Below are 19,522 nucleotides of genomic sequence, written 5' to 3' on the forward strand. Positions count from 1 at the left end.
TGTAGGGCATGGCAACGACTCCGGGCCTTCTGACGTTCGTCGAGACGACGGTGTTCACGAAGCGCGTAACTGCGCTCCACCTCGAGGATTCCCTACAGATGTTGCAGCACGAGCTGCTTGCCAATCCGGAAGCGGGCGATGTGGAACCGGGGACCGGCGGGCTGCGCAAGGTTCGGATGCGTGATCCAGGGCGGGCGAAGGGTAAGCGTGGCGGCGCGCGCGTTCATTACTTGTGGCTCAAACATAAAGACCGCATCTATTTGATTTTCGTGTACGGGAAGAACGAATCCGCGAAGCTAACGGCGGAACAGAAGCGTCAGTTGCGACAGATTGCCACGCAGATCAGAGACCAGGCGTGAGGTGAGTTCCATGAAGAAAGAGACCTTTGGGGAGCTTCTCGGATCGATGAAAGAGGCGCTTGAGCATGCCGAGGGCAAGCGAAACCTGCGAACGGCGACGCTGCCGCTTCCACCGGCACCGCTGAACGGCCGCGCGGTGAAGCGCGTTCGCACTGCCCTCCATGCCTCGCAGGCGGTCTTCGCGCGATATCTCAACGTAAGTACGAAGCTTGTACAAGCGTGGGAAGCGGACCGGCGTGTACCCGAAGGGCCGGCTTTGGTTCTGCTGCATATCGCAGCAGAGAAACCGGAATTACTCGAAGCGATCAGGCATGAGAGCCAGGCAAGCCAGCGGCGCGCGACCAGAGTCACACGACGGCGTCAGCGTCGGAACGGCGATTCAGCGGCGGCGCAGAGCGGGACGGCTGCTCGCGCCTGATTGCTCGACGCGCCCGACTGATTGACGCGAGGCAGGCATGAGGCCGACGCTGCACCCTCCGACGCTCGCCGACGTGTTTCGAGCTCGTGCGAGACTCAACGGACGGCTGCCCCGCACGCCGCTGCTGTCGCACCCCACCCTCGTCGAGGAGCTGGGCTGCGACATACGTATCAAGCACGAAAACCATCTCCCGACCGGCGCATTCAAGGTGCGGGGCGGGCTGAATCTCGTGTCGACGTTGGTGGAGACGGATCCAGGCATGCCCGTCATCACGGCGAGCACGGGCAATCATGGGCAGTCGATGGCGCTCGCCTGCCGGCAATACGGCGTGCCCTGCACCATCCTGGTGCCGCGCGGAAACAATCCCGAAAAAAACGCGGCGATGCGTGCCCTCGGCGCCGAGGTGGTCGCATACGGTCGCGACTTCGACGAAGCGCGCGAGGAGCTGGAGCGGCGCGCTGCCACCGGAACCATGCGCTACGTGCACTCGGCCAACGAGCCGCTGCTCATCGCCGGCGTCGCAATCTATGCCCTGGAGATCTTCGAAGAGCTGCCGGATGTCGACGTCATCTACGTGCCTATTGGCGGTGGAAGCGGCGCGTCAGGGCTCGTGACGGTTCGCGACGTCCTCGGCAGCCGTGCGCGCATCATCGGTGTGCAGGCGGCCGGTGCCGACGCGTTCGCCCGGTCGTGGCGGACGGGCGAGCGGGTCACCAGCACGCACGCCAATACGTTTGCCGAAGGCATGGCCACGCGCGTCACGTTCGACCTCACGTTCGGCATTCTTGCCAAGGGCCTCGCAGATGTGGTGACGCTGACCGAGGAGGAGCTGGCGGACGGCGTACGCCTCGCGCTGCGGACGACACACAATCTGGCCGAGGGCGCCGGCGCCGCCGCGCTCATGGCGGCCTGGAAGCAGCGCGACGCGCTGCGCGGACAGCGCGTCGTGTGCGTGATGAGCGGCGGCAACCTGACCCTGCCCACGCTCGCCCGCATCGCCACTTCGTAGCCACGCCCCACGCCATCTGCTCAGACAACGACTCGAGCTGCTGGAGCACACGCCGGAGGGCGTCCATGACCTGTTCCGTCGCGGAGCCGTTGCGGACGATGTTGTCCAGCGCAGAGATGACTGGGTCCGAGGCAACGTTCATTCATGACCTTCGGAAGAAGGCTAACCAACAACGATGGTACGGCATCAGTGTGCAGGGGAACAACTACTCGTGCCGGAGAACGATGCACGGATCGATGGTAGCTGCTCTGATGGCAGGAAGCCGCTCGAGCAGTCGACTAACCCTCCCTCAGAACCTCCGCCGGATCGACGCCGGCCGCACGGTGCGCCGGCACGAGGCACGCTATGAGCGCGACGGCCACGAGCGTCGCTGCCACGCCAACGATCGTCAGTGGATCTGTGGCGCTCACGTCAAAGAGGACGGTCGCCATCAAGCGACTGGCGACGAGCGCGGCTCCAATGCCAACCGTCACGCCTACCACGACCAACCGCAGCCCGTGCAGGACGATCATGCGGCGGACGCGGGCGGGATCGCCCCCGAGCGCGAGCCGGATCCCGATGTCGCGTGTGTGCTGCTGGACGAAGTAGGCCATGACCCCGTAGATGCCGATGACGGACAACACGAGCGCCGTGAGCGCAAACATGCCGATGAGCACGCTGAGATAGCGGGGCCTCGCGAGCGCCTCAGCGACCAGCTCGTCGCCCGTGGCCACGCTCGAGAGCGCGAGGCCCGGGTCCAGCTCCTTCATCACCCGGCGTAGGGACTGCGACAAGGTCCCGGGGTCGCCGGTTGTCCGGAGCACGAGGAAGGCATTCGAGAGATCCACGAACGGGAAATAGACCGTGCCGTCCTCCGGGGCGTCGAGGCCGGTCCATTTCACGTTACCCACCACACCGACAACGGTGGTCCACGGACAGCTCGTGCACCCACCGCTACGGAAGCGGCGGCCCAAGACCTCCTCGCCCGGAAAGAATCGGTCGGCCCACGCGCGGTCGACGACGACGACATCCTCTTGAAGGGAGCGATCGTCGAGGAGCCGGCCTTGTTCGAGACGAAGGCCGACGGTTCCGAAGAGCTCGGGGGACGCCGCCACCCAGGGAGAGATTGGCTGGTTTTGACCGGGTGGCGTAGGGCGATCTTCGAGATCGAAGTTGTTCCGGATACCGATGTCGTCGGGCGGCCGGCTGTCGGCGAGCGCGGCGGCCTCGACACCCGGAAGCGCCGCCACGCGCTGCAGCGCACGCTTCCAAAACGTCTCTCGATCCACGTCTTGCGGGTAGCGTCCACTGGGAAGCGACACTGCCGCGGTGAGAATGCGCGCCGTGTCGATCCCGACAGGGACACGGATCAGTTGGTCGAGGCTCGCAAGCACGAGGGCGCCGGCCACGAGGAGTGGAGTCGCGAGCGCGAACTCCGCCGCCACTAGCGCTCGCCGTACGCGGCGCGCCGCACGTCCATCGGTCGTCGATCGCCCGCTCGCCCTCAGCGCCTCGTCCACCCGTAGCCGTGAGCTGTGCCATGCCGGGACGAGCCCCATGACGATGCTCGTCGCCAGCGACAGGCCAGCCAGCCAAACGAGAGCGGCACCAGAGAGCCGGACCTCGTCGATGCGCGGGATGTACGCCGTGCCGCGCGCGGTCACGAGCTGCAGAGAGACAGCAGCAACCGCCAGCCCCACCAGCGCGGCACCGACAATGAGCGCCGCGGCCTCGACCAGCACGTGCTGCAGAATGCGCGCGCGCGACGCCCCAAGCGCTCCGCGAATCGCCAGCTCGCGGCTCCGCTGCAACCCGCGCGCAATCAGTAGATTGACGGCGTTCGCGCAGGCGATGAGCAACAAGCACCCGACCGCGGCGAGCACGACGAACAATATCGAACCGATCTCGCCAACCACGCGCTCCTTGAGATCCAGCATGCCCCAGGTCGCCTTCTCGTCCTGGTACGACGATCGCCAGATCGGAAAGAGCCGGCGATTGGTGGCGTGTAGCGCGTCGAGCGCCGCCGCGCGCGACACGCCAGGCCGCAGACGCGCCAGCACGGTCGTGAAGAATGGACCCTTTCGCGTGGGCGTCGCCCAGTCGGCGACGGTGAACAGGACAACGTCGTGCTCGAGCGGACCCGCTGTTCTCTCCAGGACGCCGAGGATCGTGTAGCCCGCACCGTCAACCGTCAGCGTCCGCCCCAGCACGGACGCGTCGCCTCCGAAACGTCGCGCCCAATAGGCATGGGTCAAGACGACGGACCGATCGCCGCGCTCGTCATCGGCAACGTCGAAGAGACGGCCGACGTGCGCGTTCTGGCCGACGAGTGGGAAATACGACCCTGTCACCGCCTTCGCGGAAACGCGCTCGGCGAGCGCGCCTTCGGTGACCGTAACGTCCCCGGTCTGATACGCTGCGATCGCGCTGAAAGTCGAATGGTCCGCCTCGAGCGCCCTGTAGTCCACGACCGACAGAGAAAAGCGATATGGTGAGTTGTCCGTATAGATCCAGACGAGCGAACCCGGATTGGCGTACGGCAGCGGATTGACGAGAATTGCCCGAACGAGGCTGATCATCGCCGTAGTCGCGCCCAGCCCAACGCCAACGGTGAGCACAATCGTGGCCGACAGCACCGGCACCCGCGCCAGGCTGCGGAGGCTATAGCGGAAGTCCCGCCAGAGATGCTGCATCGTGGTGGCTCCAGGAAGGGCGGCGCGCACGCGGTCGACGAGAAGGTGCCAGGGATAGAGCACGCGCTGTCGACGCAACCAGCGGGTGGCGGCGCGAGTTCCCTCCCGACGCCGCCGAACTTCGTAAAGCTCCGCCAGGTCGCTCTCGATCTCGCGTCGGTCGGCGTCGCTCACAAGGAAGCGAAGGAGCCAGCGCATTGTCAGGCCTTGTGTACTCTCAGCACGCGCTCGAGGCCCCGCCAGAGGCGGACGTGCTCGACGCGTTGGGCTTCCACTGCGGCGAGGCCCTGTTTCGTGACCTTGAAGTAGCGGCGGACCCGGCCACTCGCCGGCTCGTCGAGGCGCGACGTCACGAGTCCCTTCTGCTCGAGCCGCTTCAGGGCGATGAAGACCGCCGCTTGGGAGACCGGCCGACCGATGCGCTTCTCGAGCTCGAGCACGAGCGGCACGCTGTAGGTCTCGCCTCTCTCGCGGAGCATGGCCACGAGCACATGCAGCTCGAAGTTCTGGAGCGCGTGCGTCGACATATCGTATCGGCACGCATACTAACACTAACAGCGCTAGTGATCAACCACGATGCATCGGCTGCCAGTGTGGGGCGACGGGGCTACGGCTTGACGAGCTGACCGGCGATCAGGGGTTGATGATTCGATGGAGGTCGAGATTTGGTGGCGCAATCGACGCCTGACTGAGCATCACGTGCACTTGGCCGCGGTGATGGGCCTGGTGGTTGAAGAAGTGTGCCACCGCAACCGGAACCTCGTCCACGTAGTGGCGCCCAAGATAGTTCACATAGTCCAGAGAGCGGGCCAGGAAGCCTTCATCGAGAGCGTCGAAGAAGCGGATGATTCGATCATCTTCCCGGACGCGAGCGGAACGTAAATCGACCAGCTCGTCAAAGAGAATGGCGCCCAACGGTGGCGTCTCCGCGCCCTGGCCGTGGAATCGATCCATCCAAATGCGGTCACCAAGCAACAGGTGATTGAGAAGACGATGGATGCTGCCGAACGAGCCGGGCCGCTCCCTGCGGTACTCCCCATCACTCAAAGCCGCACAGGCGTCGTACAACCGCTCGTTCGCCACGCGATTGTATCGAGCGAGCATTCTGAAGTGATCCACCATTTGCCATTCACCTCGTCAGTGGAAAGGTCGTCATGGAACTGCCAAGGCACGTCGTCCTTCGGGACACACTAAACCATCTCGCCCATCATCGGGGGCAACTGACCGTGTATCTGCGGCTCAATGATCGACCCGTTCCGGCGATCTACGGCCCATCGGCGGACGATCAGCAGTTTGTGTAGGGCGCCTCGGCGAAGCGAAGGACGCCTCGGCGAGGCGTCCCTACCTTCCTTGGTAGGGCGCGTTCGCCGACCCGTCCGCCGTAGCGCGGAGCGCGAAGGCGCGAACGCGCCATTTGCCTCAACCAGCAACCCACGCGGCAAACGCGAGCCAGGCGCCCGTGCCCGCGATTGCCAGACGCAGCGGCTGCGAGACGATGAGAAACAGCCCGCCCCAGAGAAAGGCGGGATGGATGCGTCCACGCATCAGGCGGTCGTGGAGCAGGCAGACGACCACGAAGAGATCCGTGAGACCGAAGAAGACCAGCGGGCCTGTTCCCGCGACCACGGGCAGGCGGGCAATGGCCGCGGTCAGCAGGCCGATCGTCGCGAGCAGCATCAGCCGCTTGTGTGTGTCGGGCCGGCGTCTGTACAGAAGGGCGCACCCGACCAGCGTCGGGAAGACTACCAGGTCGCCAACCGGGATCGCGAAGAACACCAGCGGAGGCGGGCCACCCGGCGGTGTGAATCCGCGCCTGACGGACCAGAGCGCCGCCGCCCCGCCCGCCACGACCATCGCGACCGCCAGCAGCCCGCCGATCACACCGAGCCGCCGATGGATGTCTGTCCGCTTCGCCGCGACGAGTGACGTCTGCAGGATGAAGAGGAGGATCCAGGAGGTAAAGAGAGCGCCGTGCAGATGCAACAGCGGCGTGAGCGCCGGCGCGTCGAACGTCCCCTTGAGATAGTACGTAGGCGCGAAGCCGGCGAAGACGGTCAGCGCGGCCGCGGCGGCCATACTGCTGAAGAACAGGTGCTCGCCGCGCGGTTTCCGCACCGCAAGCGTCCCGACGACTGCCGCCTCTCGTGCAACGCCAAGCCCTGCGCTCATAACTTCCACAACAACTCTCCGTTCGCCTGCCGATTCGTCCGTATCCGTAAACGCTCGGCGCTCGCGGATCGAACGCGTCGAGTACGGTCAGGCTGGTCAATTTCTTACAAGGCACCGCGTCTCGGCAGGTAGTAGCATGCACTCGGCGGGTCGCGCGCTCCAGGGCGCGCTCGTGACTGGAGGGACCGATCGTGTTGCGCCGTCTCAGGGAACGCAACGAATGGAAGTTCTTCAGCGTGCTGCCGAGGGCCGATACTCCCCTCGCGGTGGCCTGGTGGCTCGTGCTCTTCCTTCGTGGCGCGCTGCCTGCCCTGTTCGCCATTGCCATGGGCGTACTGGTGGGCGCGGTGCAGCAGGGACATAGCCTCGCGGGCCCGCTTACCTTTGTCGGCACTCTGTTTGTCCTCCTCCAGGTGCTTACACCTCTCCACCAGGCACTGAGCGCAAACCTCGGCGATCGAACCGCTGCCTGGCTCTACGACCGCCTGACCGAGGCATGCGTCCGCCCTCCCGGGATGGGACACCTCGAAGACCCGAAGCTCACCAGCGACCTGACGGTCGCCCGCGATTTCGATCTCGGTATCACCGGTCCGCCGCTCAGCATCTCGATGGAGTTCATTGCAAGCGGATTGGTCGAGTTGATTGGCGGCCTTGCTTGCGTCATGGTGCTCTTCGGCTATGCGTGGTGGGCGCCACTCGTCCTGGGCAGCGCATGGCTCGCCACGCACTGGCTGCTCCGCGAGAGCGCGGTCTGGCACGACCGCAATACCGACGTCGTCCGCGCCGCGCAGCGCGACGCCGAGTACACCTACCGACTGGCGGTCGATCCGGCTCCAGCCAAGGAGCTGCGTCTCTTTGGCCTTGCCGCGTGGACCATCGATCGCTTCGTCACCCGTCGCGCACGCCTGCATGCGCTGCAATACGAAGCCACACGGCTGCGTGAGAAGCCGGTGCTGTGGAGCTTGCTGCTCGTCGCTGGTGCAAACGTTGCGCTGTTCTGGTCGTTCGCCAACGCCGCCGACAACGGGACCCTGAGCCTGGCGCAGCTCGTCGTGTTCGCCCAGAGCGCGGTCGGCGCCTCGATGATTGCGTTCGGCGGCCTCAACTGGGCGCTCGACGGCGCTGCCGCACCGGTGGCCGCCGTGCTGCGGCTCGAGCCGGCGATGGCCGCCGCCGGCGCGCTTCGTCGCGGCAGCCGTGCAGCCAGCAAGATGCCGGCGCGCGAGATCCGCTTCCGCGACGTCACGTTTGCCTATCCGCGCGGTGCCTCACCGGTGCTCGACCACTTCGATCTCAGCATTCCCGCCGGATCGTCTCTCGCGATCGTCGGACAGAACGGCGCCGGCAAGACGACGCTCGCTAAGCTCCTGTGCCGCTTGTACGACCCGCAGTCGGGCGCCATCGAGGTCGACGGCGTCGATCTCCGCGATCTCTCGGTGGAGTCTTGGCGCGAGCGTGTGACCGCCGTGTTCCAGGACTTCACCCGCTTCGAGCTGTCGCTCCGCGACAACGTTGCTCCCGCAGGCGCCCCCGACGACGTCGTACGCCGCGCGCTCGTCTCCGCGGGCGCAGCCGATATGGCCAGCCTCGATACCGTCCTGGCCCGCGGCTATGAAGGTGGAACCGATCTCTCGGGCGGCCAGTGGCAACGCGTCGCGCTGGCGCGCGCTCTCTCGGCCGTCGAGCTCGGTGTAGGGCTCGTCTTGCTGGACGAGCCCACCGCGCAGCTCGACGTGCGCGGTGAGGCCGAGATCTTCAACCGGATCCTATCGGCCACGCGCCGCTGCACGACGATCCTCATCTCGCATCGCTTTTCCACGGTGCGCCAGGCCGACCGCATCTGCGTGCTCGAGCATGGCCGGGTCATCGAGCTCGGGACACACGACGAGCTGATGGCCAAGGGTGGTCGCTATCGCACGATGTTCAACCTGCAGGCGCAGCGCTTCAGCGCGACGGAAGACGAGGAGGAAACCACGTATGACGTCCTCGGCTGAGCGCACTGTCGACACCGAGCCGACGACGCTCGACCAGTTGCCACCAGCGCTGTCGTCGATGTGGCGGCTGTGCAAGCTGGGCTACCGCCACGAGCCGCGGCTGATGCTGGCGGCCTTCGTGTTGTCGCAGCTCGCGGCGCTGCCCGACGCCCTGATCGCGCTCTGGCTGATGCTGCTCGGCGAGGGCGTGCTCGAGAGCAGACCGGGGCTCGTGCTCGCGGCGGCCATCGGCCTCGCGTTGTCGGCCACGGCCACCTGGTTTCTCCGCACGGTCAGCACCCGGGTGCAGCGCCGCTTCCGCGACAAGGTGACGATTGCGCTCGAGTCGCACGTCGCGCGGCTCCAGGCCTCGATTGCGACCATCGCGCACCACGAGCGTCCCGATTACCTCGATCGGCTCGCGATGCTGCGCGATCAGGTATTCGTGCTCGATCACATGTACATGTCGCTGTTCTCGACGTGTGGCTGGATCCTGCGGCTTGGTGTGACCGTGGCTCTGCTCGCCTCGATTCATGTTGCGCTCGTGCTGCTCGCGCTCTTCGCGCTGCCCACAGTGCTGACGTCGACGTGGCGTCCCGTCGTCGAACGCGAGGCTCAAGAGCGTGCTGCGCAGGCCAACCGGCTGGCTCGGCACCTGTTCACGACGGCGACGACGGCACCACCAGGGAAGGAGGTGCGCGTCACGGGCATCGGCAATCGACTGGTGGCGCAGCGCCGGGCGGCATGGGAGCGGGCGTACGCGCCGGTGTCGGCAGTGCGGTGGGGCTCCGCCATGTGGCACACGCTGGCCTGGGCGCTCTTCGGCGCCGCCTACGTCGGCGCTGTCGTCTTCGTATCGTCTGGTCTCGGCGCGCCGGCCGGCGACGTGCTGCTGGTGCTCGCAGCGGGATCGCGCCTGTCGGCATACATCGGTGCGACGGTTGGCGAGATTGGCTTCCTGCGGGGCTTCTGGATGGACGGCTCGAGACGCCTTGCGTGGCTCGAAGACTACGCCGCATCGCTGACAGCGTCGGCCGATCTGCCGGTGCCCGCCGCTCTCCGCAACGGCATTCGCTTCGATCACGTGTCGTTTGCGTATCCAGGCACATCACGCCTGGTCCTCAACGATGTATCGCTGTCGCTGCCTGCGGGTGCGGTGGTGGCCGTCGTTGGCGAGAACGGCGCCGGCAAGACCACACTGGTCAAGCTGCTTGCAAAGATGTACGAGCCCAGATCGGGCGCGATTCTCGTGGACGATACGCCGTTGGCTCGAATCAACGCCGATCACTGGCGGGCGCGACTGGCCGGCGCGTTCCAAGACTTCTTCCGCTTCGAGCTCCGCGCGCGTCAGACGGTAGGCGTGGGCGATGTGCCGCGCCTCGAGGACGAGCCGGCGATCGTCAGGGCGGTCGGGCGGGCGGGCGCCACCGACGTCGTCTCACGTCTGAAGTCTGGGCTCGACACGCAGCTCGGTCCGACATGGCCAGGCGGCGTCGAGGTGTCATTTGGTCAGTGGCAAAAGCTGGCGCTCGCACGCGGCTTCATGCGCGACCGCCCCCTGCTCCTCGTGCTCGATGAGCCCACGGCCGCGCTCGATGCGGAGACCGAGCATGCACTGTTCGAACACTACGCCAGTGCGGCGCACGGCGAGAGAGATGCCGGCCGGATCACGATTCTCGTCTCGCACCGGTTCTCCACGGTGCGCATGGCCGATGTCATCGTCGTCTTGGACGGCGCACGGGTCGTGGAGGTGGGCACACACGAGGAGCTCATCGCGCGGGGCGGGCAGTACTCGGAGCTCTACGGCATCCAGGCTGCGGCGTACCGTTGAGGGCGAGCGCGACACCATCGTCGTGACTTGGGTCGCGACTTGGGTTGACATGCGACCCAAGATCTTGCATTGTTGGGTCGGATGTCAACCCGAGGTCCGCGGCGGTGGGCTCGGGGCGGGGTGGTAGCGGCTGGGGGCTAAGTTGTGTTCCGCAAACAGAATCGCAGCGACCACGATTTCGGCGACGAGGTCCAGGCTCATCTCCAAATCGAGGCTGACCGGCTGATGGCGCAGGGCATGGACCGAAAGGCGGCGATGGCGGCCGCGCACCGTGCCTTTGGAAATGCCACCAGCAGCCGCGAACGCTTCTATGAGTCGAGCCGCTGGATGTGGCTCGATCATCTGACGAGAGATATCCAGTACGCGCTGCGTCAGATCAGAAGCTCGCCTGTCTCCGCAGCAACGATCATTCTGTCGCTTGCCCTGGGCATCGGTGCCAATACCGCAATCTTTTCCCTAGCGGATCAGGCGCTCCTGCGGGCACTGCCGCTCTTTGGCGGTCTGCCAGCGCTCTACGCGGCGTCCGTGCCGGCCGTGAGCGCGCTCAAAGAGCAGTCGTCTGCCGTCACGGCTGGTCTCAGCGCGCGCAAGGTGCTCGTCGCTGCGCAGTTTGCGCTCGCGCTCATCCTGTTGATTGGCGCAGGCCTCTTTGCCCGAACACTTGGCAGTCTCCAGGCCCGAGGGCCAGGTTTCCCGACAACCAACCTGCTGATGTTCAGCGTAAAGCCTGTGCAGGATGGATATCGCGAGACGCAGGTGAAGCCGCTTCTTTGGCGATTGCTGGCGGAGCTCCGCGCGTTGCCGGATGTCGAGCGCGTTGGGGCCGCGCGCGATGCGATCGTGAGAGACGGCTCGTGGAATGGAGGCTTGACCATCGAAGCCAACGAGCGCATCGTCGCGGACGACATTACCAGGAACGCCGTTACTCCAGAATTCTTCGACGCGTTGGGCGTGCCGGTGATCGGAGGACGCCATTTCAACGAGACCGATGCGCAAGACGATGCCGAGACGGAATGGGCGCTGCGGTCGGCGATCGTCAATGAGGAGTTCGTGAGACGGTTCATACCCGATGTCGACCCCATCGGAGTACGATTGGGCCTCGGCAACCTGCCCACCACGGTCGCGGATATCGAGATCGTCGGCGTGATCAGCACGTACTACAACCTCAACCAGCGCGAAGCGGAAGCCGAGGTCTTCGTGCCATTGTGGGAGCGCACCACGGACCGGGCAACCTTCTACGTCCGAACGCGCAGCTCCCCTGAGACCGTGGTCCAGTCGATTCGCACGCTCGTGAACCGCATCGACCCGACGTTGACGGTTCTCGCGCTGCGCACGCTCGACGATCAATTCAATCGGATGCTCATCAACGAGCGCCTCTTGGCCACGCTCGCCGGGGCCTTCGCCTTCGTGGCGACGTTGCTGGCGACGATCGGTCTCTACGGGGTCCTCTCCTTCTCAGCCGCGCGCCGCACCAAGGAGATTGGGATACGCGTCGCGCTTGGCGCGTCACGCTGGTCTGCCGGCGGGATGATCCTCCGCGAAGCAACCGTGCTGGCCGCTGCCGGCCTCGCGATCGCGCTGCCGGCGTCGTTCGCGCTGGGCCGCCTCGTCCAGAGCCAGTTGTTCGGCGTCGACGCGATGGATGCGCCAACGGTCATCGCGGCCGCCGCGCTTCTCGCCCTCGTCTCTCTCGGCGCGAGCATCGTCCCCGCCCGAAAAGCCGCATCGGTCAATCCGCTGGACGCACTGCGCAGCGAATGACCTCAATGGTTGGCGACGGCTGCGATGTAGCAATTGGGCAGATCTAAGACTGCAGCTCTCTTGATAGTCAGCCGTAGCGCAGGCCTTTAGGCCTGCCTACACCGCGATGGGCAGGCCTGAAGGCCTGCGCTACGAGTACCAACGTCCAGCGAGCGCGGACATCATCGAATCTGGCCCCGAGCTTTGCCCCGCTCTGCGGTCCGGCGCGCGCTGCCGCGCGTTGCCTCGGTAACCGCCGCGTCGAATCGTGCCGCGATGGTCTCGAATGCAGGCGTGTGACCGTCCCATCGCAGCTGCTCCACGTCGTCAAAGAGCTTCACGTTGGTTTTGAGGGTGGCGAGGGTTCGAAACAGGAGGGCGTGATCGCGCTCGCGGGAGAGCGTGAGGGCCAGGCCGCCGGCGTTGGCGACGTTCACGCGCCACTCGCGCCAATCGGGCGGGATCGCTTCGAGATGGCCAAACTTGGCGAGCACCGCTGCGGAAGACTTCGGGCCCCAGCCGCGTAGACCAGGATAACCATCGGACGCGTCGCCGACCAGCGCCAGGTAGTCCGGAATCGACTCCGGTGAGACACCAAACTTCTGGACCACGCCTGCCTCGTCGCAGAGAACGCCGGTCCGGCGATTCAGCTGCACGATCCGAGTGCCACGCACGCATTGGGCGAGGTCCTTGTCCGGCGTGCAGATGATCACGCGCTCGACCCGCGTATCCCTCGCGGCCGCCACGGCCGCCGCCGCAAGCGCATCGTCCGCCTCGAGCTCCACCATCGGCCAGACGATGATGCCTGCGGCTGAGAGCGTTTCTTCGAGGAGCGGAAACTGGGCGAGCAGCTCCGGCTCTACGCCTTCGCCCGTCTTATAACCCGGCCAGAGCTCGTTGCGAAACGATTCGATGACATGATCGGTCGCCGCACCGACGTGGGTGGCGCCACCGCTGACCATGTTCAGCACCGATGTGACAACCCCGCGCACGGCAGCGATCTCCCGCCCGTCTTGATCCCGCGCGGACGGCAGGGCGTAGTAGTGCCGGAATAGCTCGTATGTGCCATCGATGAGATGGACGTCCAGAGTGCAGCTCCCGCACAACCCTACAAGAGCCCGTGTGCTCCGATCAACTCTTCGGCTTCACCGTAGTAGCGTTGGAGATGTCTAGAAGCAAGCCTGAACGCACATCAGTTTAGGGAAGATAATCTGCAGCAAGGTGCAGGGATTCCAGCAGGCTTCCGGGCCGGCCGCCGCGACCGCTGCGTGCGCCGGTGTCGCCAACAGGACGACGGCCATCAACAACATGCCGAGAACGACCATCTTCGCGGTGAGCCTGCGGAGCTCGGGTCTGGTCATGAACGACCTCCTGATAGGCAATTACTATACCCTGTTCCAGTATGCTGTCAACGCAGTTGCCGCCCTCCGCTACCCAGCGGCAAGGCGGGCTTGTCCCGCACGAACCCGGTGAAGACTGTTCGCTCATGGTCCTACGCAATTGAGCGAAGCAGTCCTCCCTCAGCGCGAAGCGCGGCGCCGTTGGTAGCCGATGACAGCGGGCTCGCGAGATACGCCACCATCGTCGCGATCTCTCGCGGATCAATCACTCTCAGTCGGTCAACCACAGGAGGATCGCAAAGAAGACAATCGTCACCGTCACGGCGCGCTGGAGCCAACGATGCCCCTTGAGCACGGTCATGCGCGCGCCCAGGACACCGCCTGCCGTGTAGCCGGCAGCGAGCGCGAGGCCGAGCGGCCAGTGGACATTGCCGGTGCCGGCGAAGATGCCGAGCGACAGGAGCGTTTGGAGCAGGATTGCGAGCACTTTGACGGCGTTCCCGCGCACGAGATCCAGGCCTGCGGTGGTCGTGAGCGCGAGGAGGAGGAATCCGACGCCGGCCTGGAGGAATCCGCCATAGATGCCCGCGCCGAAGAAGCCGACCACGCTCGCCCAGTGCCCGGGAGGACGCGGCTCGCTCCGGACGGCCGCGCCCAGCGCATCGCGCCAGAGCGTCCAGACCGTCAGCGCGAGCATAGACGAGGCGAGGATGCGCCGGAAGGCGAGGTCTGGCACGACCAGGGCGGCGCACGTGCCCACCGCGGCACCAGCGAGGATGGGCATGCTGGCAGCAAGAGCCCACCGCCAGTCCATCACGCGATACGCGTGGAAGCTCAAGACGGCGCTCACGCTTTGCGCGAGGACCCCCACACGGTTCGTGCCGTTGGCCACACCAGCGGGCAGGCCCAAGAACAGAAGGATTGGCAGCGTCAGGAACGAGCCGCCGCCCGCGAAGACGTTGAGCGTGCCCGCGACCAGGCCCGCTGCTGCGCACACGGTGTAGGCAGCCAGGTCGCTCACAGCAGGAACATCTGCGCCAGGCCCAGAAAGAGCAGGAAGCCCATGCTGTCCGTGATGAAGGTCAGAAGGACACTGGCGCCCTGCACGGGATCGCGACCAGTACGTTGCAAGGCCAAGGGCACGGCGATGCCGACCAGCGCGGCGACCAAGAGATTGAGGAACACGGCGGACGCCATGACGAGACCGAGCGACGCGCTCCGATAGATGGCGAGCGCGAAGAAGCCCACCAGGAGGCCCCACAACACGCCGTTCAGCAGCGAGACCAGCACCTCCTTGCGAACGAGATATCGGGCATTGCCCAACTGGATCTGATCGAGCGCCAGACCGCGCACGACCAAGGCGACGGTCTGGTTGCCCGTGTTCCCGCCCACGCTCGCGACGATGGGCATGAGCGTCGCCAGCGCGACGAGCTGCTCGATGGTGTGCTCGAACAGGCCAATCACGCGGGAAGCCACGAAAGCCGTGAGCAAGTTGACCATCAGCCACGGCCAGCGGTTGCGCGCCGAGTCCATGACCGATGCGAACAGATCCTCGTCGCCGCTCAGCCCCGCGCGCTTGAGCGTGCGTCGATCGGATTCAGCACGCACCCAATCCATCACCACGTCCACGCTGAGCCGCCCCACCAGCTTCCCGCGGTCGTCGATGACCGGAGCGGAGATCAAATCGTATCGCTCGAACGCCTTTACGGCAGAGTCGATCGGCTCGTCCGGCTTGAACGTCACGATATCCGTCGTCATCACGCCTGCAATCGGCGCCTGCGGATCGTGACGGAGAAAATCCGCCAGTGACACGGCGCCGCGCAGGACGTTGCGCACGTCGACGACGTAGAGGCGGTCGGTGTGGTCGGGCAACGGGCCGCGCTGCCGCAAGTCGCCCATCGCTTCCTGCAGCGTTCCCGACTCCCGCACGTCCGCGACCTCGCCGCTCATCAGGTGACCGATGCTGTCCTCTGGATAGGCGACCGTCGCCCGCAGAAAGCTCTGGTCCCCCGCGTCGAGGGATCGTGACGCCTCATGCCAGACCTCGTCCGGGACCGCGTCCTTCAGATACGCCAAGTCGTCGGCATCGAGCACGCGAAGCGCGGCCACGAGCGTAGCATGAGGCAACTCCTCCACGAGCGACCTTCGCACGCCTTCGGACACCTCGACCAGCACTTGTCCCTTCAGCTCGGTCGGCGTTTGGCTCCAGACCAGGTGCCGATCGTCGCGCGGGAGGGTCTCCAGAATGAAGGCGAGATCCGCCGGATGCAGCGTGCGGAGTCGACCGTGGAGCTCCGCCAGGTTCTGCCGATGCTGGAGGTTCTCCAACAGGTCGCGACGCGATCCCTCCTGCCGGTGGATCAGCGTGTCGAGAACCCGATGCGTCTCCAGCAGGCGCGTCACCTCGCCGAGGCTGGCCTGCAGGCGATCCTCTGGGCGTCCAATCTGCATAGGTGCTCCGCGGGTTCGGTGCTCTTGACAAGCCGACGAGGGGCGTGACGACCCCTCGCGGCAAGGCGCAGCGAAGTATCGCGGACGCCTCGGTGAGATAACGGCCGCCTCGGCGAGGCGGCCCTACCACCGCCGTGGTAGGGCGCGTTCGCCGAACCATGATGGTAGGGCGCGTTCGCCGAACGCGCCGTGGCGGCGGCAATGACATCGCGATCAGACCGCGGGATGTTCGCGCGACCGAGCGACGAGATCCGCCACGGCCCACAGATCGGGCGCCCGCTCGCAGTCGAGGGACGGCCAATCATGGAACGGGTCGAGCAGCAGAGCGTGCAGGCCAGCACCACGCGCACCCGCAACATCGGCATGATAGAGGTCGCCGACGTGCAGGGTGCGATCCGGCTGCGCGCCGCATGCCTCGATCGCTCGATGAAAGATACGCGGGTCCGGTTTTTCATAGCCGGCGATTGTCGAGTCGATCACCACCGAGAGATACGACCTGAGCCCGGCGGCCTCCAAGCTTCGTTCAGCCGTGCCGTCGGAGTTGCTCACGACCGCGAGCGTCACCCCCAGATCGCGGAGCTTTGCCAACGCGTCCGGTACACGGGGCATGACCGACCGCCACAGGTCGCTGGCGCGGCCGTCGGGGCGGAGTACTGTCCCGAGCTCTGCGACCAGCGACTCGAGGTCGGAAGCAGGCAAGGCTGTCGTGGCGTCGAGCTTGCTAAACATCGCGAACAGATAGGCCCCAAAGAGGTCGACACCCTCGCTGATGCCATCGACGAATAGCCGTTGCGAGAATTGGGGCCGCGCCGCGGCTTCAGCGCGTCGCAGCGCGTCCGGCAGGCAGACAAGCCGGCGGGATGCGAGCTCTGACGCGACCCAATCGAAGTCGATCGAAATCAATGTATTGCCGGAGTCGAGAAAGATGGTGTCGATCTGCGTGTATGGAATCACCGTAGGTTTCTCCAAGGCGACGTGGCACAATAAAAATCGAAGAAGATGCCTGTCATCCTTTTCCTTACCATTCACGTGGAAGAAGATGACGGGCACCTTTTTCCCCTCCTTTTCTAACACAACATGAACGACTTATTTCCCGATTTCCGCCATAGTTTGCGCCAACTCCGGCGGCGCCCTGGGGTGGCCGCAGCCGCCATTGTGACGCTGGCGCTCGGCATTGGTGCGACGACGGCTATCTTCAGTGTCGCCAACGCCTCCTTGCTGCGGCCGCTGCCGTTTCCTGAACCGGACCGCCTCGTGCGCATATGGGAGACCAGTCCCAACGTCGGAGACTTTTCGGCCGCGGAGGCCAACTATCTCGACTTCCGCGCGCGGAGTCCGACATTTGCGGAGATGGCCGCGCTCAGCGAGGTGAGAAACAACCTCACCTTGACCGGGCCCCGTGTACCCGAGCGACTCGACAGCGCGGCTGTCACGTCTTCGTTCTTTCGCGTGCTGGGTGTTGACGCTATCAGCGGTCGTACGTTTCTGCCTGCCGAGGATCGACAAGGCGGTCGTCGCGTAGTGGTCGTCAGCCATGCCTTCCGGGCTCGTCGGTTCGCCGCAGACGAGAATGTCGTCGGCCGCACGCTCCCCCTCGACGGCGAGGCCCATGAGATCGTGGGCGTCATGCCTCCGGGGTTCTCGACTCCCGAGGTCGACGTGTGGGTGCCGCTAGGCCCTGCTCCTTGCACTGACACCCCTTGCGCGCGCGACGATCGAGAGTTGGCCATGATTGGTCGGCTGAGGACCGGCGCGACGATCGAGCAGGCCCGCGCCGATCTCGACCTCGTTGCGCGCCAGCTTGGGACAGAGCACCCAGTCTCCAATCGCGGCTGGGGCGTGCGACTGGCGCCGTTCTCGGAGTGGATGATCGGTCCACAATTCCGCCAGAGCATCGCTATCCTGTTCGGTGCGGTCAGCCTGCTCTTACTCATGGCCTGCGCCAACGTCGCCAACCTGTTGCTGGCGCGTGCCACCACGCGAGACGTCGAGTTTGCCGTTCGTGCGGCCTTGGGCGCTGGCCACCGACGCCTGACTCGCCAGCTCCTCGCCGAGAGCACACTCATCGGCCTGCTGGGTGCGGCGCTCGGATTGGCCGTCGCACTTGGCGCTCTCGAGATGTTCGCGGTCGTCGACCCCGGTATCCCGCGACTCGCCGAAGCGACGATTGACATGAAGGTGCTGGCGTTCGCGTTCGGCGCTGGGCTCTTGACGAGCCTGCTGTTCGGGCTCGCTCCAGTGGCGAAGATCTGGCGCGCGGACGTGCAGCGTACGCTGCGACGAGCGAGCCGTGGCTCCTCGGGTGGCGGTCGACTGCGAGAGACGTTGACGGTCGCTCAAGTGGCACTCGCCCTGATGCTTCTCATCTCCGCCGGACTGTTGCTCAGCAGCTTCCTTCGCCTGCGCTCCGTCGACCTCGGCTTCGACGCGGAGCATGTCCTGGCCGTCCCGCTGACCCTTCAGGACGGCGAGCAGCACGCGACGTTCCTTCGAGAGATCACGAGCCGCCTCGAGCGTCTTCCCGGTGTGCGCGCCGCCGGCGCGACCACGACCAACCCTCTGCGCCAGTGGGGCTTCAGCAACGATGTTACGCCCGAGGAGCGCGCCGCCAGCGTGCCGCCGAGCGGCTTCATGCAGGCTGGGTGGCGCAGCGTCACGCCGGGGTTCTTCGACGCCATGGGGATACCGCTGCGCCGAGGACGCGTCTTCACGGCAGACGACCGAGCGGGCGGCATGCCGGTCGTCGTGATTTCCGAGACGCTGGCGCAGAGCATGTGGCCGAAGGCGGATGCGGTCGGCAAGCGTCTCTTCTGGGGAGGCGTCTCGGGGTCTCCCCGGCTCGTCGTGGGCGTGGTCGGGGACATCAGGGATGTTCAGCTCGACGCCGATCCGCCCCCGGTGATGTTCCTTCCCTATGATCAGGTTCCCGTTCCCGGAATGACGTTGGTCGTCAGGACGGCTGGACGGCCGGGAGCCATCGCCGCGTCGGTGCGTGAGACGATTTGGGATGTGGATGGAACACTGCCCGTTCCGGAAGTGCAGTCGATCGGGCAGAATCGCGCCGCGGCCATGGCGGGCCCGCGCTTCAACACACTGCTCTTGGGAGTCTTTGCGGCCGCCGCGTTGATGCTTGCCGCCGTTGGCATCTATGCGGTCATGGCGTTTGCCGTCGCCCGGCGAACGCGCGAGATCGGCATTCGCGTGGCGCTCGGTGCAACGCCGAGGAACATTCGCAACTTGGTTCTGGGACGCGGCGCTGCGCTGGCCGCCTGCGGCATCGCGCTCGGCGCCGTCGGAGCCTGGGGTGCAACGCGGTTCCTCGGGGGCCTTCTCTATGACACGGCGCCGACCGAGGCATGGACGTTCCTCGCCGCATCTCTGCTGCTCGGAAGCGCGGCTCTCGCAGCCAGCTATCTGCCCGCCCGCCGGGCGCTAGGTGTCGACCCCACCGTCGCCATGCGCGAGGAGTAGAAGTCGAGTAGACTTGACCGCGTAACCCCGCGCAGCCGACGCGCCTGTGGACTCCGAGCCCTTCTGGGCGTGCCCGCCACGGCGGACGG

The 19,522-nt window shown here is 65.8% G+C and carries 17 protein-coding genes and 1 pseudogene; 8 read left to right on the forward strand and 10 right to left on the reverse strand.

Annotated features, from left to right (window positions below; genetic code table 11):
* Positions 1 to 8: 8 nt before the first annotated feature.
* Genes GEV06_11105 through GEV06_11115 form a run of 3 tightly spaced genes read left to right on the forward strand, consistent with a single transcriptional unit; the run spans position 9 to position 1,786 of the window.
* Complete coding sequence (locus GEV06_11105) at positions 9 to 359, forward strand: hypothetical protein (GenBank protein MPZ18446.1); 351 nt, start codon at positions 9 to 11, stop codon at positions 357 to 359.
* A gap of 10 nt (positions 360 to 369) precedes the next feature.
* Entirely contained in the window at positions 370 to 777 is a 408-nt protein-coding gene (locus GEV06_11110) for a hypothetical protein (GenBank protein ID MPZ18447.1), read from the forward strand.
* Between the two features lie 37 nt (positions 778 to 814).
* Positions 815 to 1,786 (forward strand): threonine dehydratase, encoded by a 972-nt coding sequence (locus tag GEV06_11115; protein ID MPZ18448.1) that lies wholly within the window; start codon positions 815 to 817, stop codon positions 1,784 to 1,786.
* Positions 1,787 to 2,064: 278 nt separating this feature from the next.
* On the opposite strand, the gene GEV06_11120 is transcribed toward GEV06_11115, so the two are convergent.
* The 3 genes from GEV06_11120 to GEV06_11130 all read right to left on the reverse strand — a co-directional run bounded on the left by GEV06_11120 (position 2,065) and on the right by GEV06_11130 (position 5,580).
* Entirely contained in the window at positions 2,065 to 4,656 is a 2,592-nt protein-coding gene (locus GEV06_11120; GenBank protein MPZ18449.1) for an FtsX-like permease family protein, read from the reverse strand.
* A gap of 2 nt (positions 4,657 to 4,658) precedes the next feature.
* Positions 4,659 to 4,985 carry a PadR family transcriptional regulator gene (locus tag GEV06_11125; GenBank protein MPZ18450.1) on the reverse strand — a complete coding sequence of 109 codons (327 nt, stop codon included), beginning with the start codon at positions 4,983 to 4,985 and terminating at the stop codon, positions 4,659 to 4,661.
* Positions 4,986 to 5,091: 106 nt separating this feature from the next.
* On the reverse strand, positions 5,092 to 5,580 hold the full coding sequence (locus tag GEV06_11130; GenBank protein ID MPZ18451.1) for a damage-inducible protein DinB: 489 nt from the start codon (positions 5,578 to 5,580) through the stop codon (positions 5,092 to 5,094).
* 32 nt (positions 5,581 to 5,612) lie between these two features.
* Between GEV06_11130 and GEV06_11135 the strand changes: the two genes are divergently transcribed.
* Positions 5,613 to 5,759 (forward strand): hypothetical protein, encoded by a 147-nt coding sequence (locus tag GEV06_11135; GenBank protein ID MPZ18452.1) that lies wholly within the window; start codon positions 5,613 to 5,615, stop codon positions 5,757 to 5,759.
* A gap of 118 nt (positions 5,760 to 5,877) precedes the next feature.
* Here the strand turns inward: GEV06_11135 and GEV06_11140 are convergent, their stop codons facing one another.
* Positions 5,878 to 6,627, reverse strand: coding sequence for a hypothetical protein (locus GEV06_11140; protein ID MPZ18453.1), 750 nt, complete (start codon positions 6,625 to 6,627; stop codon positions 5,878 to 5,880).
* Between the two features lie 191 nt (positions 6,628 to 6,818).
* Between GEV06_11140 and GEV06_11145 the strand changes: the two genes are divergently transcribed.
* From GEV06_11145 to GEV06_11155, 3 genes are all read left to right on the forward strand, one after another.
* Positions 6,819 to 8,621 carry an ATP-binding cassette domain-containing protein gene (locus tag GEV06_11145; protein ID MPZ18454.1) on the forward strand — a complete coding sequence of 601 codons (1,803 nt, stop codon included), beginning with the start codon at positions 6,819 to 6,821 and terminating at the stop codon, positions 8,619 to 8,621.
* Complete coding sequence (locus tag GEV06_11150) at positions 8,605 to 10,431, forward strand: ATP-binding cassette domain-containing protein (protein MPZ18455.1); 1,827 nt, start codon at positions 8,605 to 8,607, stop codon at positions 10,429 to 10,431. Before GEV06_11145 ends, GEV06_11150 begins: the two co-directional genes overlap by 17 nt.
* 144 nt (positions 10,432 to 10,575) lie before the next feature.
* Positions 10,576 to 12,192, forward strand: coding sequence for an FtsX-like permease family protein (locus GEV06_11155; protein MPZ18456.1), 1,617 nt, complete (start codon positions 10,576 to 10,578; stop codon positions 12,190 to 12,192).
* A 161-nt stretch (positions 12,193 to 12,353) separates the two neighbouring features.
* Here GEV06_11155 and GEV06_11160 read toward each other — a convergent pair whose 3' ends face one another.
* The 6 genes and pseudogenes from GEV06_11160 to GEV06_11185 form a co-directional block, all read right to left on the reverse strand.
* Entirely contained in the window at positions 12,354 to 13,259 is a 906-nt protein-coding gene (locus GEV06_11160) for a flap endonuclease (GenBank protein MPZ18457.1), read from the reverse strand.
* 81 nt (positions 13,260 to 13,340) lie between these two features.
* Positions 13,341 to 13,532: a hypothetical protein gene (locus GEV06_11165; protein ID MPZ18458.1), complete on the reverse strand. Its 192-nt coding sequence runs from the start codon at positions 13,530 to 13,532 to the stop codon at positions 13,341 to 13,343.
* Positions 13,533 to 13,663: 131 nt separating this feature from the next.
* Positions 13,664 to 13,783 (reverse strand): annotated as a pseudogene (locus GEV06_11170) (oxidoreductase).
* Complete coding sequence (locus GEV06_11175; protein MPZ18459.1) at positions 13,783 to 14,532, reverse strand: TSUP family transporter; 750 nt, start codon at positions 14,530 to 14,532, stop codon at positions 13,783 to 13,785. Before GEV06_11175 ends, GEV06_11170 begins: the two are co-directional and overlap by 1 nt.
* On the reverse strand, positions 14,529 to 15,962 hold the full coding sequence (gene mgtE / locus GEV06_11180) for a magnesium transporter (GenBank protein MPZ18460.1): 1,434 nt from the start codon (positions 15,960 to 15,962) through the stop codon (positions 14,529 to 14,531). Before mgtE ends, GEV06_11175 begins: the two co-directional genes overlap by 4 nt.
* Before the next feature lie 213 nt (positions 15,963 to 16,175).
* A complete protein-coding gene (locus tag GEV06_11185; GenBank protein MPZ18461.1) occupies positions 16,176 to 16,916 on the reverse strand; it encodes an HAD-IA family hydrolase in 741 nt (246 codons plus the stop codon).
* Between the two features lie 123 nt (positions 16,917 to 17,039).
* Here GEV06_11185 and GEV06_11190 point away from each other — a divergent pair, with 123 nt between their 5' ends.
* Positions 17,040 to 19,433 carry an FtsX-like permease family protein gene (locus GEV06_11190; GenBank protein MPZ18462.1) on the forward strand — a complete coding sequence of 798 codons (2,394 nt, stop codon included), beginning with the start codon at positions 17,040 to 17,042 and terminating at the stop codon, positions 19,431 to 19,433.
* Positions 19,434 to 19,522 lie beyond the last annotated feature (89 nt).

This window comes from Luteitalea sp. (assembly GCA_009377605.1).
Taxonomy (GTDB): domain Bacteria; phylum Acidobacteriota; class Vicinamibacteria; order Vicinamibacterales; family Vicinamibacteraceae; genus WHTT01.

What these genes read in the sequence shown, in the direction of transcription:
- GEV06_11135 (MPZ18452.1), top strand. Translation starts at nt 5,613, where the DNA reads ATGGAACTGCCAAGGCACGTCGTCCTTCGGGACACACTAAACCATCTC.
- GEV06_11115 (MPZ18448.1), top strand. Translation starts at nt 815, where the DNA reads ATGAGGCCGACGCTGCACCCTCCGACGCTCGCCGACGTGTTTCGAGCT.
- GEV06_11120 (MPZ18449.1), bottom strand. Translation starts at nt 4,656, where the DNA reads ATGCGCTGGCTCCTTCGCTTCCTTGTGAGCGACGCCGACCGACGCGAG.
- GEV06_11190 (MPZ18462.1), top strand. Translation starts at nt 17,040, where the DNA reads ATGAACGACTTATTTCCCGATTTCCGCCATAGTTTGCGCCAACTCCGG.
- GEV06_11150 (MPZ18455.1), top strand. Translation starts at nt 8,605, where the DNA reads ATGACGTCCTCGGCTGAGCGCACTGTCGACACCGAGCCGACGACGCTC.
- mgtE (MPZ18460.1), bottom strand. Translation starts at nt 15,962, where the DNA reads ATGCAGATTGGACGCCCAGAGGATCGCCTGCAGGCCAGCCTCGGCGAG.
- GEV06_11105 (MPZ18446.1), top strand. Translation starts at nt 9, where the DNA reads ATGGCAACGACTCCGGGCCTTCTGACGTTCGTCGAGACGACGGTGTTC.
- GEV06_11165 (MPZ18458.1), bottom strand. Translation starts at nt 13,532, where the DNA reads ATGACCAGACCCGAGCTCCGCAGGCTCACCGCGAAGATGGTCGTTCTC.
- GEV06_11130 (MPZ18451.1), bottom strand. Translation starts at nt 5,580, where the DNA reads ATGGTGGATCACTTCAGAATGCTCGCTCGATACAATCGCGTGGCGAAC.
- GEV06_11110 (MPZ18447.1), top strand. Translation starts at nt 370, where the DNA reads ATGAAGAAAGAGACCTTTGGGGAGCTTCTCGGATCGATGAAAGAGGCG.
- GEV06_11125 (MPZ18450.1), bottom strand. Translation starts at nt 4,985, where the DNA reads ATGTCGACGCACGCGCTCCAGAACTTCGAGCTGCATGTGCTCGTGGCC.
- GEV06_11140 (MPZ18453.1), bottom strand. Translation starts at nt 6,627, where the DNA reads ATGAGCGCAGGGCTTGGCGTTGCACGAGAGGCGGCAGTCGTCGGGACG.